This window comes from Kitasatospora sp. NBC_01300 (genome assembly GCF_041435235.1).
Lineage (GTDB): Bacteria > Actinomycetota > Actinomycetes > Streptomycetales > Streptomycetaceae > Kitasatospora.
The window spans coordinates 41,461-54,446 of sequence record NZ_CP108409.1 but is presented as its reverse complement, the minus strand read 5'-3'; the positions used below and the strand labels follow the sequence as shown (position 1 = coordinate 54,446).

Below are 12,986 nucleotides of genomic sequence, written 5' to 3'. Positions count from 1 at the left end.
GCTGCGGGTGGGGGGAACAGGCAGGGCGTCAGGTGGGACTGGCGGGGCTCACGGGAAAGCCGGCAGGGCTCACGGGAACGGCAGGAAAGGCGGGGGAGGGGGGGCCGGGGGTGCCCGAACGGAAACGCCGTGTGCTGAACCTAGACCGCCCTGCCCGGCCCGCAGAAGTATCGGTTTCATCCAATATCGTTAGGCCGGATGTGCGAAACCCTGCGACGAAAGGCCGCCGGCGTGCCCGACCCAGCCCCCGCCCCCGCCCCCGGCAGTCCCGCCGTTCCGCTGAGCGTCCTGCTCGCCGACCCCACGCTCGGACTGCGCCGGATCGCCGGACCGGCCGAGGAGCGGCTGATCGCCACCGTCGGCACCACCGAGGTCGAGGACCCCGGCCCCTACCTGCTCGGCGGCGAACTGCTGCTCACCGCCGGCGTCCGCCTCCCGCAGACCGCCGCGGGTATCGACGCCTACGTGCGCTGCGTCGTCGAAGCGGGCGCGGCCGCGCTCGGCTTCGGTGTCGCGCCGGTCTACGACGAGGTGCCGGCCGACCTGGCCGCCGCCTGCGACCGGCACGGCCTGCCGCTGCTGCGGGTGCCCGACGGCACCCCGTTCGTCGCGGTCGGGCGGGCCGCGTACGCGGCGATGGCCGAAGCCGTCCACCGCGGCCTGCGGCAGGTCTCCGAGGCCCAGTCCGCCCTCGCCTCCGCGGCCGCGCGCCCCGACGCGCTGCGCGCGGTCGTCCAGCAGCTCGCCGTGCACCTGGGCGGCTGGACGGCACTGCTGGACGGACGCGGCGTCGAACTGTTCAGCGCCGGAACGCGCCCGCCCGCACCGGTCCCGGACGAACTGCGCGCCCTCGCGGAACGGACCACCGCGCGCGCCGCGGGCCGCGCCCGGCCGCCGGCCGCCGCCGCCCAGCACCACGCCGGGCGGCACCTGACGGTGCGGACCCTGCCCGGCTCCGACGGCCCCGGCGGCCCGCTCACGCTCGTCACCGCCGCCCAGGAGCCGCCGAGCGCCGTCCACCGCTCCGTGGCCGGGATGGCCGTGGTCCTCCTCTCGCTGCTCACCAGTCCGCGGCACGCGCTCGGTACGGACGCCCGCGGTGCGGGGGCGCTGGTGCGGCTGCTGCTCGGCGCGGCGCCGCAGGAGGCGGCGGCCGGCCTGCTGCCGCCCGGCGGGGCGTGGGTGGTCGTGCACGGCCGGCTGACCGGGCGGGCGGGCGGCGGCGGTGAGGCCGTCCAGCTCGCGGCGCTCGGTACCGCCCTGGGCACGCCGTACCTGGACCTGGACGGGACCCGGCTGCGGGCGCTGCTGCCCGGTTCGGCGGCTGCGGAGCGGGTCGTGGACACCGAGTCCGCCGTCCGGCTCGGTTGGACGCTCGGAGTCAGCGCGCCCGCTCCCACGGCGGGGCTGGGGACCGCCGACGCCCAGGCGGAGCGGGCCCTGCGTCACGCGCTGGCCACCGGCGCCCCCGCGGTCCACCACCATGAGGCGGTCGGACCGAGCGTCCACGCCCTGGTCGTTCCCGAGGACGCCGCAGCGCTCGCCCGTAGTACGTTCGCGCCGCTGGCCGGCGCGGGCACGCCGGGGCCGGCGGTGCTGCGGGAGACGCTGCGGACCTGGCTCGCCCTGCACGGCAGTTGGGACCGTACCGCGGCGGCGCTCCAGCTCCACCGCAACACCGTGCGCCAGCGCATCGCCCGGGTGGGCGAGTTGCTCGCCGTCGACCTCGGCGACGCGGAGGTCCGGATGGAGGTCTGGTTCGCCCTGCGCTGGCTCCCGCCCGACGCGCACTGACCGCGGGCCGCCTCCGCCGGCGGCGTCCGGCGAGAGTTTCGTGCGGGGTCCGGTCAGCGGCGGGCCAGCACCGCGACCTCCCAGCCGAAGCCCGCCACCAGCCGGCCGTCCGGCGCGACGGCGACCGCGCGGACCGGCAGCGGGAACACCAGTGCCGGGCCGGCCTGGCCGCCGGTGGTCAGGTCCCAGGTCCGCACGGTGCCGTCGTCGCCGCCGGTGACCGCCAGGGGACGGCCGTCGTGGACCGTCGTCGCCACCGCGTTCACGGCGCCTGTGTGGCCGGTCAGGGGCCGGCCGATCTGCTCGCGCGTGGTCAGGTCCCACACCCGCACCGCGCCGTCAGTGCCGTCGCTGCCGCCGGTGACGGCGACGGGGCGGCCGTCGAGCACCGCCGTCGCGGCCGCCAGCACGCGGTCGGTGTGGCCGGTGGGGGGCTGGCCGATCGGCCGGCGGGTGGTCAGGTCCCAGACCCGGACCGTGCCGTCGTCGCCGCCGGTGACCGCGACGGGGCGGCCGTCGAGTACCGCCGTCGTCACCGCGTTCACGTCGCCGTCGTGGCCGGTCAGGGGCTCGCCGGCCTGCCGGCCCGTGGTCAGGTCCCAGACCCGAACGTCGCCGAAGCCGCCGGTGACCGCGACCGGGCGGCCGCCGACCACCGCCGTCGCCACCGCCGTCACCCAGCCGTCGTGACCTACGAGCGGCTCACCCACCTGGCCGCCCGTGGCCGGCTCCCGCACGCGCACCGTCCCGTCCTGGCAGCCGGTGACCACGACGGGGCGCCCGTCGAGCACCGCCGCCGCCACCGCCCACACACCGTCGTCCTGGCCGGTGAGGTGCCGGCCGATCTGCCGGCCGGTGGCCAGGTCCCACACCCGTAGGGTGCGGTCGGAACCGGCGGTGACCGCCACGGGACGGCCGCCGGCCACCCCGGTCGTCGCCGCCACCACCCAGGAGGTGTGGCCGGCGGGCTGCGCACCCGCCTGGCTGCCCGGGGCGAGGTCCCACACCCGCACCGCTCCGTCCTGACTGCTGGCGACCACCACGGGGCGGCCGTCCAGCACCGCCGTCGCCATCGCCCGGACCTTGTCGTCGTGGCCGGTCACCGGCTCGCCGACCCGCGTGCCCGTGGCCGGGTCCCACACCCGCAGCGTCCAGTCCTCGCCTCCGCTGACGATGCGGGGGCGGCCTTCGATCGTTGTCGTGACCACCGACAACACCCAGCCGTCGTGACCGGTGAGCGGCCGGCCGATCTGCTCGCGCGTGGTCAGGTCCCACACCCGCACGGTCTCGTCGTGGCTGCCGGTGACCGCGACGGGGCGGCCCTCGAACACCCCTGTCGCCACCGCTCGCACCCCGTCCTCGTGGCCGGTGAGTGGCTCGCCGATCTGCTCGCACGTGCTCAGGTCCCACACCCGCACGGTCTCGTCACTGCTGCCGGTGACCGCGACGGGGCGGCCGTCGAGCACCGCGGTCGCCACCGAGTACACCCAGCCGTCCTGGCCGGTGAAGAGCTGGCCGGCCTGCTCGCGCGTGGTCAGGTCCCACACCCGCACCGTGCCGTCGCTGCTGCCGGTGACCGCGACAAGGCGGCCGTCGACCACCGCAGTCGCCACGGCCCCCACTGCGGCCGCGTGGCCGGTGAGGGGCGGGCCGGTCTGCTCGCACGTGCTCAGGTCCCACACCCGCACGGTCTTGTCACTGCTGCCGGTGAGCGCTACGGGGCGGCCGTCGAGCACCGCCGTCGCCACCGCGCACACCTGGCCGGTGTGGCCGGTGAGAGGTCGGCCGATCTGCTGGCCGGTGGTCAGGTCCCACACGCGCGCGGTGCGGTCGGTGCCGCCGGTGACGGCGACGGGGCGGCCGTCGAGCACCGCCGTCGCCACCGCCAGCAACGCGTCGGTGTGGGCGGTCGGAATACGGCGCAGGGACCGGTCGAGCTGGGAGCCGGTGGCCCACTCGACGCCCCACGGTGCGGTGGGCTCGCCCTCCACCGTCGCCGCGGTGATCCGTGCCGACAGCTCCCGGTCCCCGTACCGGGCCGCGTCCAGCGCCAGCAGCTGCCGGCGTACCCCCGCAGTGGCGTCACGGTGCAGGTCTTCCGAGGCCCGGTACACCGACGCGGCTAGTCGCGCCGCCGGGCCCGACGCCGTGTCCAGCAGCGCCATCACCGCTTCCGGCTCGGCGTTCACCAGGAACCACGGATCGGCCAACCGTCCGACGGGCGCGGCGGGTTCGGCGTGCGGGCGGGCGTCGCGCGGATCGTCGGACATGACCGGCACAGTAGTCGTACCCGGCAGCGCGGCAGCACGGCTCCGGGGGGAACCGGTGGACCACCCGAGCCGCGTCGGCCCGGTCCGCCGTGTCACCCGGCCGGCCGGACGCCCCCGTACGCGGTCGGACACCCGAAGCCGTCCAACCCGGTGGCACCGGGCAGCGGTCGCGGAAGGCATCCCCGGAGATGAACGGGTCGCCGAGGTGCGGTGGCACGGTGGGCACGCGGGCGGGCGGTCGAACGGGGCGTCCGGCCGCTTCCCGAGACCTCAGCCGTCCTGTAGCACGGTGTGCAGTGGACGGGCAGCCGCCTGCGCCGCGGGCCGTGTGAGGTGCAGGGCCGTGTGGAAGTGGCCGTCGGCCTCCTTGCCGTGGGGGTCGTCGCCGGCCGCGGACACCGCCGTGATCGCGTACAGCTGTTCGTCGGCGTCGGTGAAGCGTCTCTGCGGGTAGGTGCGGGAGGCGTCCTTCTCCGTGGTCATGCCCAGCAGGGCCAGGCCGTCGGCGATGTCCTGGTAGGAGCCGGTGCGCAGCACGAAGGCGGCCACCCACGGCTTCTCCCGCCTGTCCTCCAGCAGGAGCCGGAAGGTACGGGCGGACAGGAAGCTCGCTCCGCCGGTCACGGTGATCAGACGGGTGCCGCGGGTGGCCCGGTACAGAGCCGGGCTGGGCGAGGCGGTCTCCAGGTCCTCGGCGTACCCGTCGTCGAGCAGACCGGCCGCGCGACCGTAGGCGACGGCCGGCGCGGCGATGTCGAGGCCGATGACGGGTACGGCGTCCGGCCGGCGGCGCTGCGCGTAGTACGTGCGGTCCCACTCGATCAGCTCGGCGGCCGTCAGACGGGCTGCCTGCGGTGAGGTGTAGTGGTCGTACAACTCCCGCAGCGTCACGTGGTGGTTGAGCAGGGCCGCGTTGATGCCGTACGAGCAGCAGATGTCCAGGACCGTGGCCAGGGGCCTGTCGTCCTGGCCGTCTGTCGGGTGCTTGGGAGCGTCGGGGAAGCCGGCGGGAGGCAGGAGGCTGCGGAAGACGCTCTGGGCGTGGTGGGGCGTCTGGTATCCCAGTGCCCCCAACGCGCCGAAGTACGACCGTGGGTCCGGGCGGCTGTAGATGTCGTCGAAGCGGGTCATCCGGGTGGGTGTATCCGATGTGTGCTGGTTCCGGTCAGTGGTCATCAGGGGCCTCCATGGTCGGATACGGCAGGCATAGCGCATTGCGCCGTGGCGGGGAAGAGCGCCCGGTCGCCATCGGCGCGGCCTTCGGCCACCAGGAGGCCCGGCCTCAGGACGGACGGCCGGGCGGCCCGGGCGAGGGCCGGACCGTCCTCGTGGCCGACGCGTTGTCCGGCCTCGCGGACACCGTCATCACCGTCCGCAGCACCCGTCCGGCGAGCCTGGACCACCCACCGGCTGGCGGACACGGCCCCGCCGTCGCCCCAGGGAAGCAGCCCTGAAGACCCCCACCTCCTCGGGGGCGCCTCTCAAGTGGCTTGTACTGCACGATTTGTGTGTGTGTGGGCGGTCGACGGCGGGCCGACACCGCGACCTCCCCGCCGAAGCCCACCACCCACCGGCCATCCGGCACCAGGCGAGCGTCCGGCTTTCGGGTGTGGTGCGGCTCGCTTGCCGGGCGTCAGCCGAGGGTGGTGTCGAGGAAGGTGTGCCAGGCGGCGTGGACGCGGGCGGTGTGGTTCCCGCCTCGGTCCTTGCTCCCGCCCTCGCCCTTGCTCCCGCCTCTGCTCTCGTCCTCGCCGCTGTCGGCGAGGAGGTCCAGCAGCAGGCCTCGGAGGACGGCCAGGACCACGGTGGGATTGGCGCCGGTGCCGTTAAGGGTGCGTTCCAGGGGTGGCAGCCACTGCTCCAGCGAGGCGGTGTCGAAGTCCAGCCAGGGCCCGGAGCCGTCGAGGGCGCGGACGTACCCTTCGAAGAACAGGCGTAGCGCGCCCCGGTGTTCGGGCTTCGTCAACCACTCCCAGAGCAGTTCGAGGCTCTCGCGGGCGTCGCCGCCCTCGGCCTCGCAGCGTTCCAGCAGGGCGAGTTGCCCGGCCCGGCCGACCGCCAGGACCTCCCGGACCAGCTGCTCCTTCGACCCGAACAGGTACAGCAGCACCCGCGGGCTGGAGCCGATCTCGGTGGCCAGCGGGCGCAGCGAGAGGTCGGACGCGTTGTGCTCGGCGACGTAGCGCACGGTCGCGGCAAGGATCTCCTCGCGGCGCCGCGACGGGCGGGAGCGCGTATCTGCGGGGGCGGGGGTGGACACGTGGTCTATCGTTGCACTGAAACGACTGTTTCAGTGGAAGTGTCCTCCTGGAAGGGATGCCGCCATGGCCGCCACCGCACCCGGATCCGCGACCGTCCGCGAGGCCGTGCGCCCCGGGGACCTGGGCACCGTCGCCGCCCTGCACGGTGTCCTCTACGCCCGGGAGTACGGCACGGACGAGACCATGGAGGCGTTTGTCGCCGCTGGGATGGCCGAGTTGGTCCTCGCCCGGGCCCGTGAGGGCGGTGCGGGGCCCGGTCGTCTGTGGGTCGCCGAGCTCGACGGCCGGGTGGTCGGCGGGGCCGGCCTGGTCCGGGCGGACGAGCGTCCGGGCTGGGGCCAGTTGCGGTGGGTGCTGCTCGACCCGGTCGCCCGGGGGCGGGGTCTGGGCGGGCGGCTGCTGGAGACCGCGCTGGAGGAGGCCCGTGCCCGGGCGTACGGGGGCGTGCTGCTCTGGACCATCGCGGGCCTTGACGCCGCCCACCACCTGTACGCGAAGGCCGGTTTCGAGCTCACCGTCTCCCGTCCCGCCCGCAGGTTCGGCCTGGACACGGTCGAGCAGCGGATGGACCTGCGGCTCTGAACAGGCCTCTGGCGTAGACGACTTCGGCCCTGCCGCCTTTCCGCCTTTCCGTCCTTCCGCGCTTCTGTCCTTCAGGGTTTCGGGCCGGGGGAGCCGTTCGACCGGCAGAGTTCCGCGTACCGTCCGGCGCGGGCGAGGAGGTCCGCGTGTGTGCCCGACTCGACGACCCGGCCGCCGTCCAGGACGATGATCCGGTCGGCATGGCGGACCGTGGACAGCCGGTGGGCGATCGTGATCGTGGTGCGGCCCGCGCAGAGTGCGTCCAGTGCTTGCTGGACGGCTTTCTCGGTGATGGTGTCCAGTGCGCTGGTGGCCTCGTCCAGGACGAGGACCGGTGGGTTCCTCAGCATGGTCCGGGCGATCGCCAGGCGTTGTTTCTCGCCGCCGGAGAACCGGTACCCGCGTTCGCCCACGATGGTGTCGTACCCCTTCGGCAGGCTTGCGATCAGTTCGTGGATCTGGGCGGCTTCGGCGGCGGCCGCCAGCTCGCTGGCGGTTGCTCCGGGTTTGGCGAAGCGCAGGTTGTCGGCCACGGTCGTGTGGAAGAGGTGGGTGTCCTGCAGGACGATGCCGACCGTCTCGGCGAGGGTGGTGAAGCTGAGGTCGCGGATGTCGACGCCGTCGATGGTGATCCGTCCGCCCGTGACGTCGTAGAGGCGGGGGACGAGGTGGCCGAGGGTGGTCTTGCCCGCGCCGGTGGCGCCGATGACCGCCAGTTTCTCACCGGCGGGCAGGTCGAAGTCGACGCCCTGGAGGACGGGTCCCGAGGCCGGGTAGGAGAAGCTCACCTGCTCGAAGCGGACGTGTCCGTGGCGCCCGGTGAGCGCAACGGGGTCCGTGGGCTCCGCGACGTCGACCTCCAGGTCCAGGTATTCGAAGACCCGGTCGAACAGGACCATGGAGCTCTGGATGCCGATGCCGGTCTGCAGCAGGGTCATGACGGGCCCGAAGAGGCCCTGTTGGAGGGCGGTGAACGCGACGACGGTGCCCACGGATATGGTCGGGCCACCGTGCCCACCGACGATTCCGGCCGTCCAGTAGAACGCTATCGGCATCGCGGCCACGATGATCGAGATGACGGACTGGCGCCATCGTCCGGCCATCGAGGAGCGGACGGTCAGGTCGGCGAGGTCCCGTGACCGCCCGGCGAACTCCTTGACGAGCGTGTCGGTGCGCCCCATCGTGCGGCCCAGCAGGAAGCCGCTGACCGACAGCGACTCCTCGATCAGGCTGAACATCACGGCGAGCAGGTTCTGTTGCTGTTCGACGATTCCGCGACGCTCCGTGCCGACACTGCGGCTGATCCCGACGAAGAACGGGAGTACCGCGAGGGAGACGGCCGTCAGCTGCCAGTTCAGGGAGAGCATCGCCAGCAGTGTGGCCACCACCGTGGTGGCGCTGGCGACGATCGTGGCGGCCGCGCCGGTCACCGTCGACTGCATGGCTCCGATGTCGTTGGCGATCCGGGACTGCACCTCGCCTGTGCGGGTCGCGGTGAAGAAGGACAGGGACATTCGCTGCAGGTGTGTGTAGACCGCGGTGCGCAGGTCGTCCATCACCTGCTGTCCCAGGGTGACCAGCAGGTAGGCCTGGAGCACTCCGGCGGAGGTGCTGGCCACCACCAGGGCGAGCATCCCGGCGGCCAGCCCGGTCAGCAGTCCGAGCCGGCCCTGGGGCAGTGCGACGTCGAAGATCTGCCGCAGCATGAACGGCGGTGCGATCGCGGCGAGCGATCCGGCGGCGACCAGCAGCAGTACGGCGCCGAGCCGGAGGCGGTGCGGCACGAACAGGCCCATGGCCCTGGCCAGTGGTGCGTGCCGCCTGTTCTTCCGTTCTCCGGCCAAGGGGCTCCTCCCTTCTGTCGGTCGGGCGCGTCCGCCCGGTGCCCCGGCCCGCGGGAGTGGGGCACCGGGCGGATCCGCGTGAGTCATCAGGCCGGCCCGGCCCGGGCCGTGCCGGGCCGGCCGGTGCCGCCCGGCCCGGTACGCACCCGTGCGGCCGTCTGTCCGTCTGTCCGTCTGTCCGTCCGTCGGTCAGGACAGGGTGAGGAATCCTTCGTGGACCAGCGTGCGGACGAGCAGCAGGCGGCCCGGCTGGTCCAGGTCGCCGGGGATCGAGCCGGGGGTGAATCCCTGTCCGTCGTTCTCCGTCACGAACCTGACCTCGTCGGCCACGTGGACCGGCAGCTGGATGGTCTTGCTGTGGAATTCGAGCTCGATGATCTCCTCGCCGAGTGCCACGCTCCACCGCAGCCCCGGGCGTCGCCGTACCCGGGTGTCGGGGTCCAGCCGCGGCAGGTTCTCCAGGTCGCCCAGGTGGCCGCGGAGCGTCACCGGGGCGAGGGAGGTCGTCTGCTTCACGGCCCTGGCCGTCATCTCCTGGGGTGAGAGCCGGGCGGCGAGCGTATCGATCAGCTCGGCGAAGGCGTCCTCGGCCTGTTCCTGGAGGTGCTTGTCGTTGGCGAATCCGATGGGCATGCTCCTGCGGAACCGCTCGTCCCCCTCGAAGACCTCCCGGACCGCGTCGCTGATCAGCGCGGGTATCAGGACCGGGTGGACGCCGAAGGTGAGGTGCATCGACGCGGCGTCGTTGGACGTCGCGGCGTGGATGGTGCCACGGGGCAGGTAGAGGAGGCTGCCCGGCTGGAGGTCGAACTCCTCCTGGACCTGCGGGACTTCGCTGGAGTGGTCGTACCTCTGGCCCTCCAGTGGCAGCGTGTGCGGCGCTCCGTAGAGCCGCCAGCGCTTGCTGCCGTAGGCCTGCATCACGATCACGTCGTGGCTGTCGTAGTGCGGGTCGAATCCGCGGGCCTGCCCGCCGGGGGTGAGGTACACGTTCACCTGGAACCTGGCGTTGACCTCGGCGCTCAGCATCGAGGTGAGACGCGCCAGCGGATCCCAGCGGCGTTCGAGGGAGTTCAGGATGACGGTCGAGCCGGACCGGTACCGCTCGTACAGCGCCTCCAGCCGGCTGGCGGTCATGTTGCGGCCGGGGGCACCCAGTTCGGACACCGGGGTTTCCTGGCCCTCGCGGATGACCCGGACGTTCCCGAAGTCCGGGCCGGACTGGCCCAGCACCCGGTCCACGTCGTCGAGCGTCAGGAGATCCGCGAAGTACTCGGGGTCGTTCCTGGGGATGTGCAGCGGCCGCCGCTCCCAGTACTCGTCGCGGAACGTCGGAAGGGGCACCGGGTGGAGAAGGCGGGAGAGGCCGGAGGAAGGCCCTTCCTCGGGCTCGGCCCCCACCCGGTCCGTCAGAGAAGTCATCGAGATCTCGTGTCTCCTAACAGAGGTCGGCCGGCCCTGCTGACGCGGTGACCGGCAGCCATGTCGTCCTTGCCGTCCTTGGCGTTCTTGCCGTCCTTCGGGGAGGGGGCGCGCCGGGAGCGCGGCCCCTCCCCGGCCCGTGGGACTTCTCGGACGGGCTCCGCTCAGGCGGGGTCAGTCGGTGTCGTCGATGAAAAAGTCCTTGTGACCGGAGTCGTTGTTGTTGTTGTCGTCCGCGGGCCCGAAGCTGATGTCATCGGGCGTGATGGCCGTTTCCACGTCCGGAGCGCGCACGACGACGATGTCGGCCGGGTCGAGGCTGTGTGTCACAGGAACTCCCTTCTGAGAGTCGGTGGAAGCTCCAGCGTGGGATCCGCGGTGATTGTCCGTCTACAAGAGGGAGCGAAGGCCCAGGTAAGTGGCGGACAACCCGAGGCGGCCGCGGACAGCGGAGGGGAAAGGGCGGGATCCGGGGTTGTCCGCGCCGAGGCCGGCCGGGCTCCGGACAGTCCTGTGAGTAGGCCGGTTGTCGTCCGTCCGGTTGTGTGCGGTGGAGCGTCAGCGTGGTACGGGCCGGTCCGGATGCGGTGCCTCTACCGCGAACCCTGTCGGCACGGCGTTCGTCCGGGGGAGTCGTCCTGGCCCCGCGCCGGTGATCACCGTCGTTCTGGTGTGGGGCACCCCGCGCAATGGCGTCGCCCTGTCACCAACGGGACGGGCGGCTTGGTGTCACGACGGGCTCTCGGGGCTGCCAGTGGGCAGGCCGCGATCTGCAACTGGCGTACGACGCCCGGCCTGCCGCGCGCCGTGCGGCCGAAGCGGTGATCGGGCTCCGGCCGGATGGCGTCCACCGCGGTGTGGCGGCAGCCGAGACGGGCGCGCGCTCCTGGGCGACGTCGTCTCGTCCGTGGCGGCCGGCCCCAGCGAGGAGGCCATCGTGCTGCTCCCGCCCCGCTGTCTGTGGTGGCTGCCTCTCGGCCGGGCGGTGTCTGCCGCAGCTGTGTCGGTCGCCGGGCCCGTTCGCCGGGGCCTGTTGTGACGGTCTCTCAGTTCGTCAGTTCGTCAGTTCGTCGGGTTGCCGGTTCGTCAGTCGGTTGGTCGGAGTGCTGATGTCGGGTAGCGCAGTGATTCGGGGACGGCCGCGTCGATGGCGGCCACGGCCGGGGCGGCGTCGGGGAACAGGTCGGACAGGAGAGGGATGTAGCAGGTGTTGCGGCCGAGGACCACCCGGTTGTCGCCGTCGACCTCCACGCCTACCACCTCGTCGTAGCGGACGTGGCAGAGTGTGCCGTCGGGCTGGTGCATCCACAGTCCCGAGTCGTCGACGGCCAGGCGTATCCGGCGGGCGTTGGCGGAGAACAGTCGGGCGAGCAGCGGCGGGCGGAACGTCCGTGCGTGGGTGGGTAGTTGTCGGTCGGTGTCGCAGGAGTACTTCGGGAGTGGGGTGCCGTCCGGCTGTCGCACGTCCGGTTCGGTTCCGCAGGGGACCACCAGCAGTGCGGTGTGCAGGGCTCCGGCGAGCGCCTGCCGGGCCTGGTCGGGGGTCACCCGCGTCAGGCTGTCGAGCCGGGTGGCGGCGTCCCGGTACTCGCCGCCGAACAGCATCTCGGCTGCCGCCTCGCGCAGTTCGAAGGGGGTCGACCGCGGGTCCTGGAGGGCCTCGCGGGCGGCGGCCAGTTCCTCGGCCAGTTCCTCCTGGGACATGCCGTCGCGGGCCAGGCGCACCGTCTCGGCCCAGAGCAGCTCGGCGACCCGCTGCTCCTGGCCTTCGCGGGCGTCCAGGACGAGGGTGCGCTCGCCTTGGCCGGGGCCGACGAACACGCTGTCGCGGCCGATGTCGTAGGAGAGGCCGTGCTGGTGGCGGACGGTCTCACGCAGTCGGTTGGACAGTACTTCGACGGCGAGGAACAGCGCGTCGTCGTCGAGGTCGCCGTGCAGGGCGAGGCCGGGGCTGGGTACGTTCTCCTGGTACCAGGAGGCGTTCGGGTGGAGCACGGGCTGGGTGGCGTCGCGCTGCGGGCGCTGTCCGGTGGGCAGCGGCAGGTGCAGTCCGGTCGGCGGCGGGCCGGTCAGCACCAGCACGGCGTTGCCGGTGTGGAAGTGGCGGGCGAGTGTCTCCCGGACCGCCTCGAGCGGGATCCGGTCCGGGCCCGGGCCCGTGTAGGCGGCCAGGCCGACGCCCTGCACGCCGTAGCGGTGCGAGAGCAGTTCGCCGGTGACCGGGTCGGCTGCCCGGCCGCCCTCGGCGGCCAGGACTCCCGCTTCCTGTTCGATCCGCTCCAGCGGCAGCGCGCTCAGTGCCCGGCACACCAGGTCCAGGAAGTCGACCACCTGCTCGGGCCGTCCGGAGCAGGTGAATTCGGTCGCGGTCAGGCCCACCGAGGCGTTGTGCTCGTGGTGCAGGCGGGGCAGCGTGCCCATCGCGAGATGCTCCACCAGGTGGGTCACCCCCAGGGTGCGGAACGACTCGTCCCGGGCCCCGCACCCGAAGACCAGGGCGGCCTCCAGCGGGCCGGGCGCGTGCGCCCACAGGACGGGGACCCCATCGATGACCTCGTGATTCACGGCTTGATCATACGGCCATACGGGTGACGTTCTTTACCTTTTCATTGCGCCGCCAAATGCCGTGCGTTGCCCTTGTTCCCGCCCGGCGGGCGGTGCTGTTCTGCCGTCCAGGCGGGGGCCGCCGCGCCGGGCGCGCGGTGCGGGGGCCTGGGGGCGCGTCCGGGGGACATCCCGTGACTTCCCCCCTTGCGGGCGGGCCCTCGGAGGAGGGACTGCCCCCCAAGGGGGCGTTCTGCCGCCGGTGCGAC

General features: G+C 73.2%; 10 protein-coding genes. 3 read left to right on the top strand and 7 right to left on the bottom strand.

The genetic code is table 11. The annotated features are described in order from the left end of the window. Positions 1-231: 231 nt before the first annotated feature. Positions 232-1,794, top strand: a complete 1,563-nt coding sequence (locus tag OG556_RS33965; RefSeq protein ID WP_331742865.1) for a PucR family transcriptional regulator — start codon at positions 232-234, stop codon at positions 1,792-1,794. Between the two features lie 53 nt (positions 1,795-1,847). On the opposite strand, the gene OG556_RS33960 is transcribed toward OG556_RS33965, so the two are convergent. Together OG556_RS33960 and OG556_RS33955 are read right to left on the bottom strand one after the other, a co-directional pair. Continuing rightward, positions 1,848-4,064, bottom strand: a complete 2,217-nt coding sequence (locus OG556_RS33960) for a WD40 repeat domain-containing protein (RefSeq protein WP_331742863.1) — start codon at positions 4,062-4,064, stop codon at positions 1,848-1,850. A gap of 270 nt (positions 4,065-4,334) precedes the next feature. Continuing rightward, complete coding sequence (locus OG556_RS33955; RefSeq protein WP_331742861.1) at positions 4,335-5,240, bottom strand: hypothetical protein; 906 nt, start codon at positions 5,238-5,240, stop codon at positions 4,335-4,337. 38 nt (positions 5,241-5,278) lie between these two features. Here OG556_RS33955 and OG556_RS33950 point away from each other — a divergent pair, with 38 nt between their 5' ends. Continuing rightward, positions 5,279-5,518 carry a hypothetical protein gene (locus OG556_RS33950; RefSeq protein ID WP_331742859.1) on the top strand — a complete coding sequence of 80 codons (240 nt, stop codon included), beginning with the start codon at positions 5,279-5,281 and terminating at the stop codon, positions 5,516-5,518. Positions 5,519-5,697: 179 nt separating this feature from the next. On the opposite strand, the gene OG556_RS33945 is transcribed toward OG556_RS33950, so the two are convergent. Further along, positions 5,698-6,324, bottom strand: a complete 627-nt coding sequence (locus OG556_RS33945) for a helix-turn-helix domain-containing protein (RefSeq protein ID WP_331742857.1) — start codon at positions 6,322-6,324, stop codon at positions 5,698-5,700. 64 nt (positions 6,325-6,388) lie between these two features. Here OG556_RS33945 and OG556_RS33940 point away from each other — a divergent pair, with 64 nt between their 5' ends. After that, positions 6,389-6,907 (top strand): GNAT family N-acetyltransferase, encoded by a 519-nt coding sequence (locus OG556_RS33940; RefSeq protein ID WP_331742856.1) that lies wholly within the window; start codon positions 6,389-6,391, stop codon positions 6,905-6,907. A 71-nt stretch (positions 6,908-6,978) separates the two neighbouring features. Here OG556_RS33940 and OG556_RS33935 read toward each other — a convergent pair whose 3' ends face one another. From OG556_RS33935 to OG556_RS33920, 4 genes are all read right to left on the bottom strand, one after another. After that, a complete protein-coding gene (locus OG556_RS33935; protein WP_371523063.1) occupies positions 6,979-8,838 on the bottom strand; it encodes an ABC transporter ATP-binding protein in 1,860 nt (619 codons plus the stop codon). Positions 8,839-8,940: 102 nt separating this feature from the next. Next, positions 8,941-10,173: a JmjC domain-containing protein gene (locus tag OG556_RS33930; protein WP_331742854.1), complete on the bottom strand. Its 1,233-nt coding sequence runs from the start codon at positions 10,171-10,173 to the stop codon at positions 8,941-8,943. A gap of 174 nt (positions 10,174-10,347) precedes the next feature. Beyond that, on the bottom strand, positions 10,348-10,503 hold the full coding sequence (locus OG556_RS33925; protein ID WP_331742852.1) for a hypothetical protein: 156 nt from the start codon (positions 10,501-10,503) through the stop codon (positions 10,348-10,350). A 756-nt stretch (positions 10,504-11,259) separates the two neighbouring features. Continuing rightward, a complete protein-coding gene (locus OG556_RS33920; protein ID WP_331742851.1) occupies positions 11,260-12,738 on the bottom strand; it encodes an insulinase family protein in 1,479 nt (492 codons plus the stop codon). Positions 12,739-12,986 lie beyond the last annotated feature (248 nt).

Bases quoted from the DNA above. Each gene is read 5' to 3' on its own strand.
- OG556_RS33960 (WP_331742863.1), bottom strand. From the start codon at position 4,064: ATGTCCGACGATCCGCGCGACGCCCGCCCGCACGCCGAACCCGCCGCG.
- OG556_RS33955 (WP_331742861.1), bottom strand. From the start codon at position 5,240: ATGACCACTGACCGGAACCAGCACACATCGGATACACCCACCCGGATG.
- OG556_RS33940 (WP_331742856.1), top strand. From the start codon at position 6,389: ATGGCCGCCACCGCACCCGGATCCGCGACCGTCCGCGAGGCCGTGCGC.
- OG556_RS33935 (WP_371523063.1), bottom strand. From the start codon at position 8,838: ATGACTCACGCGGATCCGCCCGGTGCCCCACTCCCGCGGGCCGGGGCA.
- OG556_RS33930 (WP_331742854.1), bottom strand. From the start codon at position 10,173: ATGACTTCTCTGACGGACCGGGTGGGGGCCGAGCCCGAGGAAGGGCCT.